Below are 17,132 nucleotides of genomic sequence, written 5' to 3' on the forward strand. Positions count from 1 at the left end.
ATAACGTCATCATTTAGTGAATATATCGGATAGAGATATAAATAGAAAGGATGATTTAAAGCGTGCAGTCATTACAAGGGAAACGAGCACTTATAACAGGAGGAAGTAGAGGGATTGGGCGAGCTACCGCAATTGCCCTTGCAAAAGAAGGTGTTGAACTCGGACTTATTGCCCGCTCAGAACAAAGTTTTAAAGTTATCCACGAAGAACTAACTGAGATGGGAGCAACGTTTGTTACGGCTGTTGCAGATGTTTCACATGAAACAGAAGTTCAGCGTGCTGTAAAAGAAATCCAAGAGAATCTTGGCTCTATCGATATTTTGATCAACAATGCTGGAGTTGGAGTTTATGGTAAATTTCAGGATTTATCCACCGAGGAGTGGAAAAAAGTACTGGATACAAATGTCATGGGGATTGTACATGTAACAAAAGCTGTATTGCCTAACATGATTGAGCAAAATCAGGGAGATATAATTAACATTTCCTCGATGTCCGGACTTAAAGGTACAGAAGGTTCCAGCGCTTATAGTGCATCGAAATTTGCTGTAATTGGTATGAGTGAATCCCTAATGCAAGAGGTCCGTCGCAACAACATCCGGGTCAGCGTTCTGACGCCTAGTCTTGTAGAAACTGATTTAACAAGAGGTAAGGATTCCAACGAACGAAACCCGGATAAATACACGCAAGCGGAAGATCTTGCAGAATATATCGTTAGTCAGCTCAAACTTGAACAGCGGACATTCATTAAGACTGCTGCTCAGTGGGGTACGAACCCGTTTTAAATGATTTTTGTTATAAAAAGAAGGTTGGTAAGCTATTGTTGAATACAAATACCAGACTCATCAAAGAGGGGTAATTCCTATACGGAATTACCCCTTTAATTTCAATGTGTACATAATATAATCCTTTATAACTCGATGTCTTAAGTTAAGCTGTGAAAAAACAATAGAGTTTGCTAAAACTGCCTACAAGAAAAAGGAGGTCTCTGTAACCTTATCGAATTCGACAAGATAATAGGGACCCCTTGTATTTTACTTCGCAACACTAAATGTTGCCTGTTTTAATCGTCCATCCAAAATAAGATTTCCAAACGGGATAAAGGCTACAACAACTGCACTAAATAGCCATTTAAAAGACCAGCGGATTCTGTATGTGGTGTAAAGTGTTAAAAGAATATATCCAACAAAAAGGAAACCATGAATGGATCCAACGATTGTTACCATTTCAGGAATTCCTAAAACGTATTTGACCGGCATTGCAATAAAAAGCAAAATCAATAAAGATGCTCCCTCAAAAAATCCCATTACTCTAAAACGACCAAGATCTGTTTTTAACATGATAACCCTCCACGTATACAAACTATCATTTACAAAACTAATTATATAGTAATACTTACGATAACTCCACTCTAACAAGGTAAAAAAAGAAGGAAGTTTTTATCATCTAAATTACCTGTTTTGCGGCACTTTTTCAGTCTTGGATACATCTTAGCATGTACTATTTTGATCTTTTATTTAAGACAGTGTTCTCTCCCCCCTTGTTGTAAATCTCCAGTTTCACTCGCTTGATAGAGACAACAGAATTTTCCCGCTTCTCTCTCAAATAAATATCCTACCTATTTAATCTCACGGTCTCATCATTCTTATGCTTGTATTCTATAAATATGAACTCATTTTTGTTATCGGTATGACCGACTCCCTGTTTAGTAGAAAGCAGCGTTTTTTCCACTAACTAAATTAAATAAAAAAACAAGTAATACATTCTTAATTAACATTATGTCATGTATACAAAGCTCTATTAGAGCATTTTAATTTCAATTTTTTATAATAAATATCCTACTTTATAATACCGTTTTCATTGTTGATCCAGCAATACTTAAACCAATTAGCACTGGAAAGGACGAGAATATTTTCGCGTTAGATATTGTAACAACTATCCGATTTCCTAACAGAGCATGTGCCATAATAAAAAACAATTACTAGTAAAACGATTGAATATCAAAAATTCAATAACTTTCACATCAAGAAAAATCAGAATTTACAAATAATTATTGGAGTACAAAAAATCTATGATACCTATAGGAGGGGCTTAAATTGAAAACGGCAGATATTTTTAAATTTAAAAGTCAACGTATGAAAGTTTTACACTTAACTTGGATTGCTTTCTTCATCTCTTTTTTCACTTGGTTCAATATGGCTCCACTCGCTACAACGATGCTGGATACAATGGATTGGATGACCACGGAACATTTAGCTGCACTTGGAATACTAAACGTAGCCTTAACAATTCCTGCAAGAATAGTCGTAGGTATGTTTCTCGATCGATTTGGACCACGAGTTGTCTACTCAGCACTTTTAATTTTAATGTCCATACCTACATTTATGTTTGCATTCGGTGACACTTGGACTCAATTGATGATTTCAAGATTATTATTAAGTAGTATCGGTGCCAGTTTCGTTATTGGAATTCGGATGGTTTCTGAGTGGTTCCCACCTAAAGATGTTGGTTTTGCTGAAGGTATTTACGGTGGATGGGGTAATTTCGGTTCAGCTGCTGCCGCCATGTTACTTCCTTGGTTCGCATTAACCATGCTCGGAGGAGATAACGGTTGGAGATATGCTGTTGCTTTAACAGGTGTTATTTGTATTATCTACGGAATCATTTACTTTATTTGTGTGAGAGATACTCCGGAAGGAAAAGCTTTCATCAAGCCTAAAAAATCAGGGGCGATGGAAGTTAGTACATGGAAAGACATGATTCAGCTCATCCTATGGACCCTTCCATTAGGCGGTGCTTTAGCAGTACTTGCCTGGAGAATTGAGGGTATGGGCTTTATTTCTTCCAATGTCCTTTATATCACCTATACCGTTATAGGAATAACGATGATTTATCAAGTATTTAAGATATTACAAGTGAATGTTCCAATTCTAAAAAAGGGAGTACCGAAAGACGATCACTATAATTTCAAAAATGTCGCTGCCTTGAATAGCACATACTTTGCAAACTTCGGTGCCGAATTAGCGATTATATCAATGCTTCCAATGTTTTTTCAGTTAACGTTCACACTCACTCCTGCCACAGCTGGAATGATTGCTGCCTCGTTTGCCTTTATAAACTTGGTAGCTAGACCACTTGGAGGAGTTTTATCCGATCGCCTAGGAAACCGTAAGCGAGTCATGCTTACCTATTTGATAGGTATCAGTATTGGGCTAGTTGTGATGGGGTTCATTGAATCGGGGTGGCCTTTAATACTGGCTATTGTCGTTACTATTCTCACCTCTGTCTTTGTTCAAGGAGCTGAAGGAGCAACATTTGCAATTATTCCAATGATCAAGAAACGATTGACAGGGCAAGTTGCTGGTATGGCTGGTGCGTATGGTAATGTTGGTGCAACCTTGTATTTAACGCTTTATACATTTGTCACACCACAACAGTTTTTCTTTGTTCTAGCAGGAGGAGCCTTCGCAAGTTTCGTTATATGTTACTTCTGGCTTGAAGAACCTGATAACTCGTTTGCCGGTGACTATTACCAGTCTTCTGTAGACAAACAGAATGCCATTGATACAGATAATTTAGCGAAAGAAGCATTAGAATTAAAGAAAACCGCTTCAGGCGGACGATAAGTGTGTCAAGGGGACGGTTCTCTGCTTCATGATGAAGCAGAGAACCGTCCCCTATTTTACTTTCAACCTGCTACTGTAGAATTTTTTCGGAAAACGATCTTACTCAGAGTTATGCTAACCTCATACAAAATAAATAGAGGAATGATAACTAATACATCTGAAATTAAATCAGGTGGTGTAATTAGTACAGCAATGATTACAAGTAACAAATAAGCAAACTTTCTACCTTTTATTAATTTTTCCGGAGTCACTACCCCCAGTTTTGTTAGAAACATAGCTACTGCAGGTATTTCAAACAGAAATCCAAATGGCAATGTGAGATGAAGCATGAATCGAAAGTACTTTTCTGCAGTAAAAAATGTTTCAAACTGGTCCCCTGCGAGAGTTAAAACAAAGGATAGGATTAGCGGAAATAGAACAAAGTATCCAAAGGATATCCCACAGAGAAATAAGATACACAAACCAGGGATAAATAATAGCGAAGATTTCTGTTCATCCTTTGTGAGAGCGGGTTTTATAAATTTCCACAGCTGATAGGCTGCAACAGGTATAGTTAAAGCAACCGCAACTACAGCTGCCAGTATCATATATATTGAAAGAACGTCACCTGGTCCTAGTAGAGCTAAATTCCCATCTAAGTCCTTAACTAAAAAACGGTAAATATCTTTCACATAAAAAAAACCTCCCATAAAGAAACTCACGAAAATAATTGCTGTGATGATTATTCGTTTCCGTAGTTCTGATAGATGATCAATGAGTTGCATTCCGTCTTTTTCCAATTGCAAACTTCCTTTCAAAGAAAAGGCGAAAGATGTAGGCGGTTTAACCGACCGACCTACACCTTTCCTTTATTTAATTTCCTGTTTTTCTTCATTTATTTGCTCGTCTGTTTTGTCTTCTGAGTTAGAATTTGTTGTTTGCTCACCATTTACTAACTCATTTGTTGCTTTTTTAAATTCCTTTAAAGTCGTTCCAAATGCACGGCCAATTTCCGGTAGCTTTGAAGGCCCGAAAATAATTAAAGCAAGAACCAAGATTAGAATAATACCTGGTATTCCAATATTTTGAAACATGCTGGAATCCTCCTTTGTGCTAGAAAACTATCGTATTTTATAACTAAATTATATCTAATTAAACGGAAACCCCATGACGATTTAATGCAGCCGCCGCTAATAAAGACATACCATTTCTTTCTGCATATTCCTCAACCTTGTGAGAAGTTTCCGGAGCAAAACCTGCAGGAGGAGAAGCATGACTCATCGCTACTTGCTTTGCCGAATTTCTTCGAGCAAATGGTCCCCAAATGGCTATGGTTATTCCTGGGCTTTGAATATTTACAAACAGTGTATTTCCTTTTGGAGAGAATACTGGTCCTGTTAGCTCAGAACTATTAAAGACGTTTTGCGCGAATGGATACACATTACCTTCTGGAGTTAGACCAATGATACGATCACCCCTAGGATTTCCATCTTCTGCAATCCATAAGTCTCCCCATGGCGTAATGGTAATATTGTCTGGAGCATGTAACTCGTTAGAAGCTGACGATTCATAGAAAAGTTCTAATGTATTTGTAGCTGGAAAATAACGATATATTCTACCAAATTTACCTGAAGCCGTAGTGGTCTCTGCAGCTGTATCATCAAACCAAAAAGTGCCACCTTCAAACCAGGATCCTTCTAAACGTGTAAACTGAATACAGGCTAAATCCTTGGCGTCTTCTTTTGCACGTTCAGGTTTAACTTCCTTCCAAACAACCCCGATTTGTTGACCAGGTGTAAAGTTTTTTGCTGATTTATTTGGTATTTCATCAATGGCAGCTGCTTCTAAAGTGCCACCTTTTTGTAAAGAACCTAGCTTTTGACTTCGATCATAAGGGGTGAACCTATATAAGTAACTTGGACTGTTATCTTCTGTTAAATACCAAATTCCAGTAGAAGGATCAATGCTACACGCCTCGTGAGAGAAATATCCCATATCACGAATCGGTGTTTTGGACATCTCATTTTCAGGGTCATCAGGGTCTACTTCAAAGACGAATCCATGTCCCATATCTCGAGTTTCTTCACATGTTAACCAAGTTCCCCAAGTAGAAGCTCCTCCTGCACAGTTACGAATATTCCCTGAGTTAGTGACATACTCTGAAACTACTTCTCGGTTAGGTCCCACTACTAAAGCCGTTGTTCCGCCAGCTGCACCTTTACTCCAAGGGTTTTTTCCATTTACAGGGTAATCATGGTTCGTACCACACTCGTGATTTCGAACTAGAATCGTCGAGTTTTTTGAGCCTTGAAATGCAGCCATTCCATCAGGTAATCCTGGGACGAGATCCCCATTTGTCATCTGGTCGCCAGTTTCTGAAATAATCTTGTACTGGAAGCCTTTTGGCAAATCAAAAATACCTTTAGGATCTTTTACTAATGGCCCATACCCTCCAAATCCACTCGTTGGATTATTTTTAGAAGCTGCAAAGGTGGTCTCTTGTCCTGCAAGAGAAAATAAACCGGTAGATCCCAGTGTAACTGCGAGCGTACTCATGCCCCCAATTTTGATGAAATCTCTTCTGTTCAAATTCTTTTTCTCCATTATCTCTGCCTCCTTTTTTAGTTAGCTGCACTTCTAGAGTGTCGCTCTACTAGTAATCTACCAAAAAAGTATTAATTTCTAATGCTAGTAATATCTTTATCGTGTAAACATGATGCAACTAGTTAAGAAGGAGGAATTTAAATTAAATAAAAGGGGGAAAACCTGTTACTATTTTATGTATACGTACATTAATTCATTTCTGATGTTGCAATTCGTTATTCTATTATCCAAAGTTTCGTGACTTTCCACCCATATAATGGAGAAAATTGAGATGCACATTTTATGTTTTATGAAAAATTTATTAATACATTATGAATTTTATGAAATAAAAAGGATTTTTTTGTTGATTTAATTAAAGTCACCAAATCACCTTTAATCACCATTTGTTAGCATATGTTGAAAATATAAGTCGACAAACAACAAGCCTCTTATGCTAAGAAGAGGCTTGTTGTTTATTCTATATTCCTAAAATATTATATAGTACACCCATTCTATAACTATCGTAGGAACGGGTATCCGCTTCCGAGCTCACCATGAAAAGAAGCAGAGAACCGTCCCCTATTTCATCAAATAAATATCCCCAACCATATCGCAGTGGTCATCGCTAAAAGCAGCAAGATTTTTTCGTATTTGCTGACTTGCTCGTGATCTTCTACTTTCATTTTTAATACGAGGTACAGAGCACTAACTATAATGATACTCAATCCACCAGCAGCCCACACTCTATCAAACCCGAGCCATAAAGCACAGAGACCTGCCATTGAAAGATAAATGACGGCTGGAAAGCGAGAATAATATAGACCGAATGTAGTAGTAAACCAGACGACACTCGTTTGTTTCACTGGAACAGCCTTTTTATCAGCATCCAAATCTGGAATATGGTGAACCATCACCCATGCCAGACAAATCAATCCATTAATAACTGCATTTTGCATCGCCCATAAAGGGACGTATCCTAAGGCAAGCCATGCCCCGGCGAATCCCAGAAAAAGAATCGATGGAAACAAGCTGAACCACTCACCTAGAAAAGGACGATAGCTTAAACGCAATGGGGGTATAGAGTAGGACCCCGCGCCCCAAACCCCTATCAATAACAAAATAGTTAGTTTGTATTGAGCTAAAACAGCGAAAATAACAGCCAGAATAAGCAGGGCAATCGCAAGCCATTTTCCCAGAAGCCAAAGGGTATGTATTGAAATTTTTCCCTGTTGAAGAACCCGACTTCCACCTGACAATATAGCTGGACTATTTGCATCCGTGCCAGAGTGATAGTCGGTGTAATCATTAAAAGCGTGCGTAAGCACCCCATGAATGATAAATGCTGCGGTAGTAAGCATCACAAACAGAATAATCAAGTATTCTGTTGGAATAGAAGTATATAAGAACAAAGGAAGCATTGAAGATAGAATGGTTGCCACGCTAGACGAGACAACTGCGATAGAACGCAGCAACATCCATCCCCCACTTAAAACCGAACGCACCTGACTGATCAATAGCAGCAAACCCCTTTCTATCCCATTTAGACTGATTATCTCACTAAAAAGTTTAAATGGAAAACTAAAACCTGCCTCCTAATTTTAGTCAAACTAAGCGGCATTCTTGGAATATTTAGTAACCGTATGCTAAACTTCAGAAAAATCAAGGAGGAGGGCTTCCATGTATATTGTTCATGTAGCAGTTCAAGTAAAGGAAAATAAGATCGATACATTTGTCGACGTAGTCGAAGATAATCGAAAAAACAGTTTGATAGAGGAAGGTGTTCTGCAATTCGATGTCTTTCAAGATACAGAGCAAAAAAATCACTTCTTACTTATCGAAGTATATCAAACACAAGAGGATCAACTAAAACACCGTGAAACTTCCCACTTTGCCCGCTTCAAAGAAGCTGTACCAGATTTACTCGAAAAACCTTATTCAATCACTATTTACGATCAAGTTTTCAACTAAAGATCCATAAAAAAACGGCATAGCCGTCTTTTATTAAATACAGCATCAGCTTCCACCGCCCCCGAGTAGCACCTACGAAGTGTGTGCAGGTGCTACTCGATAGGAGGTGGGTTTTCCTTGATACGTGCGGTGTGAAGGTAGCTGCCAATTTTATAAATTCTGGTGTATCTTCTAAAAAAGAACTCTTCCATTTGATTTGAGTAGAAGAGTTCTCTATATTACAAGGTTACTTTCGTTAAACCTTGTTGTTTTTATAGAAATGTTCGAGAAGGAAAAGGCTGCAACTTTTCCGCAGAAATCCCACTCTTGCAGCGGATTCGAGTATCCCTTAGCAAGTGTCAATCGTTTTTACCACCAGGTTCGGTTTTACTATTTAATCTTCCAATGTCTCTACCATTAATTTCAAATCAATCAACGATTCTTCAAATTTATGAACTAAATCTTTCTCAGCAAAATGGGATCGATCGACTGTTTCCAGTAAAGCTAGCGCCGCTTTTATTTTTAAATCATCTTTCCATGTCGGTATTTCCGTCTCTCCCTCTATCTTTACTTTTAACGTTACCATTAATGTTTCTGGATTCACTTCCGTCAATTCCGATTTTGTATATCTCCCCATCTAATCCCCCCTATATATTAGGTACGGTGTCATTATTAAATATCGCTTCTCTAATACTTATTTGCCTGTCCGTGATTTAAGTACAAAGATTAATAAAAAAGATGGAGAAAAATTAATATTAAAGAGCCTCTCCTATTTCGATTACGACAGGGGAGAGGCTCTTCAACATAAATAATGATATCCAACATCTATCAAGTATTGGTACTATTCCTCTTCTTCTCTAAAAGTTTCTGAAATTCCAACTCTAATTCTTCAGAGGGGTCAATACTTAATCGACTAAGGACTTCTGATATCTCCGTTTCTAATAGAAGCTGTTTGTCTTCTTCCACATTTCTGTTTTCTTGTGGTTCATACTGGCTATATTGATCAAATGTTCCTTCAAAGAGTTCTATTTCCGTATTTTTAATCGCTAAAATTCGTGTTGCGACATTTTCGATGAAGCGCCTGTCATGGGAGACAAAAATCACGCTTCCCTCATACTCTTTTAAAAGTGATTCCAAGGCTTCTACAGCCTCCGTATCCAAAAAATTTGTTGGTTCATCTAATAAGAGTGTATTAATATCACTCAAAAATAGTTTCGCTAATGCGACCTTCACTCGCTCCCCACCACTTAATACTTCTATTGGTTTATACACGTCTTCTCTAAAAAAGGAAAGTCTGGCAAGCACCGTTCGAATGAATGTTTCATTTTGTTTGGATGTACAACTGACGTTCTCCAGGATCGTTTTATCGCTCGCCAATATCGTTAAGTTCTGACTAAAATAACCGGTTTTCATCGAGGGTGAAACAGTAATGCCTTCCTCTTCTTCCATTATTTTTTTAATCAATGTGGTTTTTCCGCTTCCATTTGCTCCTATAATGGCTAGTTTATCTCCACCACGAACATGAAAGGTTGCTGTTCTCCATAAAACACGCTGGCCTATTATGCCGGGTACATCGTTCACGCGAAGGATAATACGACCTTTAAACGTTTCTTCATTCGGTAAATTCATCTTGATTGAGGGAACCTCTTTGATCTTTTCAACTTTCTGCAATTTTGCTAATCTCGTTTCCATTGCTTTCGCAGTTTGTTGAAGCTTTTTTTGTTTCTTAGCAAAATATGGTTTAGCTCCGGTGATTTCCGCTTCTGATTTACTTATTTTATTCGTGGTTTTTGTGGCTCTATCAGCCTTTTTCTCTTTTAATCTCATTGCTTCTTCTAGTTGTTTTTTCTCTCTTATATATTTTTCATACGCAACTTTTTCTACATGATGTTCCACTTCCTTTTGTTTGGCATAAGCAGAATAATTCCCTTTATATATTCTCACACTTCCCTCATGTATCTCCCATATCGTTGAACAAAGTGCATCCAGGAAAGCTCGATCGTGGGAGACAATTACGAATGCTCCCTGCCATATCTGCAATTTCTTTTCCAACCACTCTATATGGTCCGTATCCAGATTTGTTGTTGGTTCGTCGGCAAATAAGATTTCAGGATCCTTTGCAAGAGCTTGAACAACGTGATCTTGTGTCACTTCTCCACCACTTTTGGTTGTATCCGTTCTTGGCAACTGTGGTAAAAGTTCACAGGTTACATCTTTCTTAACTCTCCCTTTTTCAGGAGATTCCTTCCCCCCCAAGACATTCAATAACGAGGTTTTCCCACTTCCATTTTTGCCAACTAAGCCGATACGGTCTTTTTTATGAATTTCTAACCGATCAACATCTATGAGTAAACGATCTTTAACATATAACTTTAACGCATTCGCTTCTAATAACATCATATAATCATCCCCATTTACCGTTATGTTCCGGGGACAGAAAAATGCCCCCTAGTCACATCAGAATAGGAGGCAGAGATAGATACAGGTGTACACCAAAAAGAGACTTCTCCATTTGAGACAACTATAGAACCCTAATCCTATTCTGAAAACTCAACGAAAGCACCTTAAAAAAAGCAGTCAAATCTCCTGCTAAAAAATGCCTTCCTTTGTTCGTTTTCGTAAAATAGGATTAGTACTTCATCTAGTTGGTTCACCCTTCCGTGTTTATTGATTTAATGTCACAATATCTGATTGAGTAACCTTTGTCAAATGGATCTCATTTCTTCTTATTTATAAATTCTCTTTAAAAGGATGTTCAGACATCTAACCTGAACATCCCTCCTGTTTAAATATCCTTCTTCCAGTTGTCCGCTTCTTCTTCCTTCATTTGTTGTTCTGTTTCAGGAGGATAGACTGTGCGGAATTTATGGGTATCTTTTGGAATTACTTCGACCATTTTAGCGATCATGTCCGCCGGATCAAACTGGTTTTCCATTCCTTTATCCTTTGCTCTCATCTCAACTGCAGGAGAGTAGTGGATATCCTCATTGAACCACTTCCACTTGGCTTCCACAGCTCGATCATTAAATCCTGTCTCAAATGGACCTGGGTTAATCGTTGCCACCTGAACGCTAAAATACGTCATCTCTTTTTGCAATGTTTTCGCAATTGCTTCAAGGGCATGTTTTGAGGCTGCGTAAAGACCACTGTATGGTCCCGCCATACTGCCTGCCATGGATGACATAAAAATAATTTTCCCTTGCCTTTTTTCAACAAACTTCTTCGCTGCCATTTGAGCCGTTTCCAGTGTACTAAAGACATTCACCTCAAATATCTCCCTAAAGATAGACATGGGAACTTCACCTAAAGGACCTCCTTCGTTGATCGCTGCATTTGCGACAAAAATATCAAAATCATATTCTAATATACGTCCACGATCCTCAGGATTTTTTATATCCATTTTGAACACTTCCAATTCCACGTCTTCAGCCTCTGCTGCTTCCCGTAAAGACGTGACCTGCGGATAAATCTCAACAGAAGCAATAACGTGATGTCCTTCCTTCGCAAGCCCTATTGCAGTACCTTTACCAAGACCGGTGCCAGCTCCGGTAATAAAAATTGTTTTAGCCATTTCACACGCCTCCTAGATATTAAAATTAGATAACATTAATATTCCCTGGAGTAAAGCAGCTAAACATTAGGTTTGACGGAATTTAGAAACGCATTCTAAAAAAAACTGATTACTAACGCTCAGTAATCAGCTTTTTCTTCAGGTTTTAAATTCATTGATTTGATCCTGTAACTCTATTGCAATGGAGCTAAGCTCTTCGGCCGTTCTAGCTATTTCAGTCATAGATGCCAACGATTCCTCTGATGTCGCAGCTACAGTACTTGTACTGTCTGTCATCGTTTGAGCGAATGTCGAGAAATCTTCTGTGACTTTCTTCAATTCACTACCCTTTTCATCCAAAAATTCAACAATATTCGTGACATTTAAAATTTGTCCGTCTACCTCTGAATTAATGTCTTCCACTTGTGAAAATAAACTCTTCATATGAAGCATCGAGGTTAATCCGTCTTCCACATCCTCTGTTACTTTTTTCATCGAATGTACGGATACACTAGTATCATTTTGAATATCCCCGATCATGCCTTTGATTTGTTCAGCAGAGTTGCCTGATTGCTCAGCTAGTTTCCTCACTTCATCCGCTACGATTGCGAATCCTCTGCCGTTTTCTCCAGCCCTTGCCGCCTCTATCGAAGCATTCAGCGCTAATAAATTGGTTTGTTCGCTTATTCCTGTCATCGTGCTGATAATTTGGCTAATTTCCTTGGAACGTTCCTCTAATCGGCTAATAACATTCATCGATTCATTGACAGAATTGGAAATACCTGACATCTTTCCGGAAGTTCTTTCCATCGAAGAGGATCCTTCCTTGGAAACCTTTACAGATTCCTCGGATTTTTCTCTTAGTAGATGCGTAGCCGTCATCACATCCTTTAACCCTTTATCCTGTTCATTCACCATCACTAAACTTTGATCAGCTCTTTCCTTCACTTGTTCTGCTACTTCTGCTAAAGATTGAATCTCCTGTGCAGTGTGTTCACTAGTCGCATTATTTTCTTGAGCACTCGCTGTTAACTCTTCAGAAGACGCTGCTACTTGAGAAGACTTTTCATGAATACTTCCAATCATCTCACCTAACTTTTCCTTCATTTGGTTAATGGAAGCTGATAAATGAGAGATTTCTGTTTTTCCTTTTTCTGATAAGTTTTCGCCTGTTAATTGCCCAGATGCTACTTTTTCAGCAGCAAAACGGACCTCATTGATTTGTTTACTCATCTTATGCAAAAAATAGTATAATGTCGCAGATGCAATGATCACAGTTGCCAAGCCAATTGCGAAAGCCATCCACCCTATGTGAGCTGCTCCTTCATAAAACTCATCGCTGTAAGCTGCTAAACCATACATCCAGCCCCACTCGTCGTAATATGATACGTAGGCATTTTTTTCTCTGGCTTCCTCTTCGCCTGCATTTATCCACATATAAGTATAATAGCGATCTTCCGGATTCGGTTCCTTAGCCGTTTCAATTAATCCACGAATCATATAGGTACCATCATCATCTTGCGTATCAAAAAGATTTTTACCTTCATTACCACTAGGATGAATCACTGTCATTCCATCATCCATAAACCCGTAAAAGTAACCCTGGTCTCCATATGTATATGGCACATCTTGAAAATCTCTTACCGGTGCGCCTTCTTCTGTCGTCTCCACAATTGGACCAGCCAAACGAACTCTTGCCTCTTCTTGCGCTTCTTCTAATGTTAACTCGCCTGCTTCAACGCGGTCATTAAGTACATCCAACAGCTCTCCCGCAGATTCAACTCTAACCTTTAAATCATTTTGTCCTGCTTCAGTCAGTTCCGATTTAGCGCTTTCATAACTTGCATAGCCTAAAATGACAACAGATAAAACAATAAACAGTGCTGCAATTGCGAAAATACGAGTAGCTATCCTATCCGTCCACTTCAATTTGTTTCCCACTTTAATCCCCCCAAAATAAAACCGTAAGATTACTAAATACCTATTACAATTATCACTATAATACCATGATTATAAAACTTTTGATACAGAATATTAAGAATATTTGTCGTATTTTGCTAATACGATTAATAATCCCGTAAAATTACCAAAAAAATGTCTGCTATTTGTCTCAGCGACAATAACAGACACTAGAATTAGACACATACTTCTAGGTTACTTTTTTCTATCCCCAGCGATCCCATAAAATAAAAGCTTTGTTATATCCTCCGTGTAGGGTAATATTTTATCGTACACGTCTTCTCGCTGCATGTATTCTTTGATCATATAAATATAAAACATAATGGCCTCGTTTGAAATTTCGGGATCAACAAATCCATCTTCTCTTCCTTCATTAAATAATTCAATCATCTTCGGAATTGCTTTTTTCTCGTAAAACTCTTCAATATAACTACTCCCATTTGAGTATTCCTTCATGAAGTATAAATAAAAATCTTCATGAATATTGCTTGCCGCCTCTTTTTTGTTAAAGATGAGCAGTTTTATTTTTTCAGGAAAAGATACATCACTATTCAGCAGCTCTTCTGCTTCTAACCATACTTGATCGACATAATATATAACCGTTTCTTCCATTAATTTATCTTTACTCTCAAAGTAATTATAAATTGTCACTTGTGAAACATTAGCTTTTTTTGCAATCTCCGCAACAGAAACTTTTTGTACCCCATGTGCTTTAAATAAATCCAGGGCAGCTTTTAGTATTTCTGTTTTTTTGAGTTCTTTACGTCGCTGAAATCCGTCCATTGGTCTTTCACCTCCATTTAAGTTTAATAAAATTTATGAAATAAAACAAATTATTTACTTCAAAACAATTGCAAAACTAATCTGTTTTGTATATTATGAACTCGTGAGGTTTATATATTTCATATTTTCTACCTAAAAGAGGAGGAATAGAGATGAACGTATTAAAAATCAATAACCTAACTAAAAGGTTCGGTAAATTCACGGCATTAGATGGTGTTAATTTAGAAGTAAATAAGGGAGAAGTCTTTGGATTTATCGGTCCTAATGGCGCTGGGAAATCAACAACAATTCGCGTTTTGCTTGGTATTCTAAAGCCAACAAATGGCGATGTGAAAATATTTGGGAAAGACGCCTGGAACGATGCAGTTGATATTCACAAACATGTTGCTTATGTGCCTGGAGATATGACCTTATGGCCTAATTTAACAGGTGGAGAAGTCATTGACTTGTTTGTAAAACTGCGGGGTACAAATCCTAAAAATAGACGGGAAGAGTTAATAAATAAATTTGATTTCGATCCAACAAAGAAATGTCGCACATACTCTAAAGGAAATAGACAAAAAGTTGCTTTAATTGCCGCGTTCTCCTCTGATGCGGATCTATATATATTAGATGAACCAACCTCAGGACTTGATCCACTAATGGAAAATGTTTTTCAGGAATGTATCATGGATCTGAAAAAACAAGGAAAAAGTGTGCTGCTTTCGAGCCACATTCTATCAGAAGTGGAGAAATTATGTGATCGAGTTGGAATCATACGTAAAGGCAAGATAATCGAGACTGGTTCATTAAAGGAACTTCGGCATTTAACGCGTACTCAAATACTAGTGGAAACAAAACAGCCAGTTCCGAAGGTACATGACTTGAAAGGGATTCATGAAATCATAAAACAAGATCAGGAACTGTCTTTCCAAGTAGACACGGAAGAAATGGATCAGGTTATCCGACACATCAGTCAATTTGGTATTATCAAGCTGGAGAGTGCCCCTCCTGCATTAGAAGACTTATTCATGCGTCATTATGATGGAACGGATAAAGCTAGAGATACAGGGGCAGGAGGTAAACATTAATGGTTATGGAAGCACTGTCGAATACAGGACAACTATCACGGTTTATTTTTCGATTGGATCGTGTTCGCATATCTTTATGGTTAATTGGTCTCTTATTTTTCACATTACTCGTTCCTACCGCATTCATTGATTTATATGGATCGCAACAAGAAAGAGACGCGATGGCCGAAACAATGGCTAATCCTGCAATGACGGCAATGGTAGGTCCAGGAGATTTAGCGAACTACACGGTTGGTGCAATGACTGCTCATCAAATGCTGCTGATGACCGCCGCAGTTGTTGGGTTAATGAGCATCATACTCGTCACTCGCCATACTAGAGCAGATGAAGAAGATGGACGAATTGAAATGATACGTTCCTTACCGACTGGAAGACTAGCTTATCTGAACGCAAATATTATTATTTCATTAGGTACAAATCTGGTTTTAGCACTTCTTTCAGGTATCGGTTTGTTCGTAATCGGCATAGAAAGTATGAATTTACAAGGATCTTTGCTTTACGGGGCAACTTTAGGAGGAACGGGCTTGTTCTTTGCAGGTGTCACAGCCGTTTTTGCCCAGCTTTCTGAAACTTCCCGGGGAACACTAGGGTTATCTGTCGCTGTATTAATTGTCAGCTACCTCATTCGTGCAGTTGGTGATGTAAGCAATGCAGCACTGTCCTGGCTGTCTCCGTTAGGTTGGGTTACAAAAACCGAAGTATACACTGCAAATAATTGGGGCCCCGTTTTAATACTGGTTAGTGTTTCGATCATTTTATTGCTCTTTGCTCTTTATTTGAACGCCATTCGTGATTTGGAAAGTGGATTTCTTCCATCTAAACCAGGTAGAAGATTTGCTTCCCACTTTTTACAAAGTCCTCTGGGTCTTGCCTTTAGACTTCAACGCACTGGAGTGATCGCTTGGGCTATCGGTATGTATGTGCTCGGTGTTTCTTATGGGTCAGTATTAGGAGATCTGGAAACTTTCTTTGAAAGCAATGAACTAATGGAACAAATGCTTACACCAGCTGCAGGAGTTTCTTTAACGGAGCAGTTTATTCCAATGCTGATGCTTGTTATAACCCTGTTAGCAACGGTCCCTCCCATTATGACAATGAATAAATTACGCTTGGAGGAGAAAAAGGAACGTATTGATCATTTGTTAAGCAGAGCAGTATCTCGTGCAGAGCTGTTAGGTGGATACGTAGTATTATCGATTATAAATGGCTTTGTCATGCTTTCCCCGGGAGCGATTGGTCTATGGTCCGCAGGTGCGGCAGTAATGGAAGATGGACTCGGTTTCGGGATGATCTATGCTGCAGCACTTGCTTATTATCCGGCAATGCTTGTGATGATTAGTATTACGGTCTTCCTAATTGGTTATCTACCAAAACTGACTAACCTAATTTGGGCTTATGTCTTTTACTCCTTTATCGTGCTTTATTTGGGAGGTTTGTTCCAGTTTCCAGAATGGGTTGGTAACCTTTCCCCATTTGGCCATGTCCCGCAGTCTCCTATTGAAAAACTGACATTCATGCCTTTGTTCTTACTAAGTGCCCTTGCAGTAGTACTATTGCTTATAGGCTTTAACGGTTTTAATAAACGCGATATAGAAAACTAAACCTATTAAATGAGAAGAGGATGTCTCAAAAAAGTCA

Annotated in this window: 15 protein-coding genes; 5 read left to right on the plus strand and 10 right to left on the minus strand. The window is 38.4% G+C overall.

Annotated features, from left to right (window positions below; translation table 11 throughout):
* Positions 1-62: 62 nt before the first annotated feature.
* Positions 63-782: a 3-ketoacyl-ACP reductase gene (locus ACHABW_RS07155; RefSeq protein ID WP_435754681.1), complete on the plus strand. Its 720-nt coding sequence runs from the start codon at positions 63-65 to the stop codon at positions 780-782.
* Positions 783-1,031: 249 nt separating this feature from the next.
* Here ACHABW_RS07155 and ACHABW_RS07160 read toward each other — a convergent pair whose 3' ends face one another.
* Positions 1,032-1,337, minus strand: a complete 306-nt coding sequence (locus ACHABW_RS07160) for a DUF3817 domain-containing protein (RefSeq protein ID WP_435754682.1) — start codon at positions 1,335-1,337, stop codon at positions 1,032-1,034.
* 756 nt (positions 1,338-2,093) lie between these two features.
* On the opposite strand from ACHABW_RS07160, the gene ACHABW_RS07165 reads away from it, so the two are divergent.
* On the plus strand, positions 2,094-3,623 hold the full coding sequence (locus ACHABW_RS07165; protein WP_435754683.1) for a NarK family nitrate/nitrite MFS transporter: 1,530 nt from the start codon (positions 2,094-2,096) through the stop codon (positions 3,621-3,623).
* Between the two features lie 62 nt (positions 3,624-3,685).
* On the opposite strand, the gene tatC is transcribed toward ACHABW_RS07165, so the two are convergent.
* The 4 genes from tatC to ACHABW_RS07185 form a co-directional block, all read right to left on the minus strand.
* Positions 3,686-4,402, minus strand: a complete 717-nt coding sequence (tatC, locus tag ACHABW_RS07170; RefSeq protein ID WP_435754684.1) for a twin-arginine translocase subunit TatC — start codon at positions 4,400-4,402, stop codon at positions 3,686-3,688.
* Positions 4,403-4,471: 69 nt separating this feature from the next.
* Entirely contained in the window at positions 4,472-4,696 is a 225-nt protein-coding gene (tatA, locus tag ACHABW_RS07175) for a twin-arginine translocase TatA/TatE family subunit (protein WP_435754685.1), read from the minus strand.
* Positions 4,697-4,754: 58 nt separating this feature from the next.
* Positions 4,755-6,206: an alkaline phosphatase PhoX gene (locus ACHABW_RS07180; protein WP_435754686.1), complete on the minus strand. Its 1,452-nt coding sequence runs from the start codon at positions 6,204-6,206 to the stop codon at positions 4,755-4,757.
* 566 nt (positions 6,207-6,772) lie between these two features.
* A complete protein-coding gene (locus tag ACHABW_RS07185) occupies positions 6,773-7,699 on the minus strand; it encodes a prenyltransferase (protein ID WP_435754687.1) in 927 nt (308 codons plus the stop codon).
* 163 nt (positions 7,700-7,862) lie between these two features.
* Between ACHABW_RS07185 and ACHABW_RS07190 the strand changes: the two genes are divergently transcribed.
* Entirely contained in the window at positions 7,863-8,153 is a 291-nt protein-coding gene (locus ACHABW_RS07190; RefSeq protein WP_435754688.1) for a putative quinol monooxygenase, read from the plus strand.
* Positions 8,154-8,526: 373 nt separating this feature from the next.
* Here ACHABW_RS07190 and ACHABW_RS07195 read toward each other — a convergent pair whose 3' ends face one another.
* The 5 genes from ACHABW_RS07195 to ACHABW_RS07215 all read right to left on the minus strand — a co-directional run bounded on the left by ACHABW_RS07195 (position 8,527) and on the right by ACHABW_RS07215 (position 14,424).
* On the minus strand, positions 8,527-8,769 hold the full coding sequence (locus ACHABW_RS07195) for a hypothetical protein (protein ID WP_435754689.1): 243 nt from the start codon (positions 8,767-8,769) through the stop codon (positions 8,527-8,529).
* 191 nt (positions 8,770-8,960) lie between these two features.
* Positions 8,961-10,532 carry a Vga family ABC-F type ribosomal protection protein gene (locus ACHABW_RS07200; RefSeq protein ID WP_435754690.1) on the minus strand — a complete coding sequence of 524 codons (1,572 nt, stop codon included), beginning with the start codon at positions 10,530-10,532 and terminating at the stop codon, positions 8,961-8,963.
* Between the two features lie 385 nt (positions 10,533-10,917).
* Positions 10,918-11,703, minus strand: a complete 786-nt coding sequence (locus ACHABW_RS07205) for an SDR family oxidoreductase (RefSeq protein ID WP_435754691.1) — start codon at positions 11,701-11,703, stop codon at positions 10,918-10,920.
* Between the two features lie 138 nt (positions 11,704-11,841).
* Positions 11,842-13,623, minus strand: a complete 1,782-nt coding sequence (locus ACHABW_RS07210; RefSeq protein WP_435754692.1) for a methyl-accepting chemotaxis protein — start codon at positions 13,621-13,623, stop codon at positions 11,842-11,844.
* Positions 13,624-13,836: 213 nt separating this feature from the next.
* Positions 13,837-14,424, minus strand: a complete 588-nt coding sequence (locus tag ACHABW_RS07215) for a TetR/AcrR family transcriptional regulator (protein WP_435754693.1) — start codon at positions 14,422-14,424, stop codon at positions 13,837-13,839.
* Positions 14,425-14,576: 152 nt separating this feature from the next.
* Between ACHABW_RS07215 and ACHABW_RS07220 the strand changes: the two genes are divergently transcribed.
* Positions 14,577-15,494, plus strand: a complete 918-nt coding sequence (locus ACHABW_RS07220; RefSeq protein ID WP_435754694.1) for an ABC transporter ATP-binding protein — start codon at positions 14,577-14,579, stop codon at positions 15,492-15,494.
* Positions 15,494-17,095, plus strand: a complete 1,602-nt coding sequence (locus ACHABW_RS07225; RefSeq protein WP_435754695.1) for an ABC transporter permease — start codon at positions 15,494-15,496, stop codon at positions 17,093-17,095. Before ACHABW_RS07220 ends, ACHABW_RS07225 begins: the two co-directional genes overlap by 1 nt.
* Positions 17,096-17,132: the final 37 nt, after the last annotated feature.

The organism is Salipaludibacillus sp. CF4.18, assembly GCF_051262595.1.
GTDB classification, from domain to species: Bacteria; Bacillota; Bacilli; order Bacillales; family Salisediminibacteriaceae; genus Salipaludibacillus; species Salipaludibacillus neizhouensis.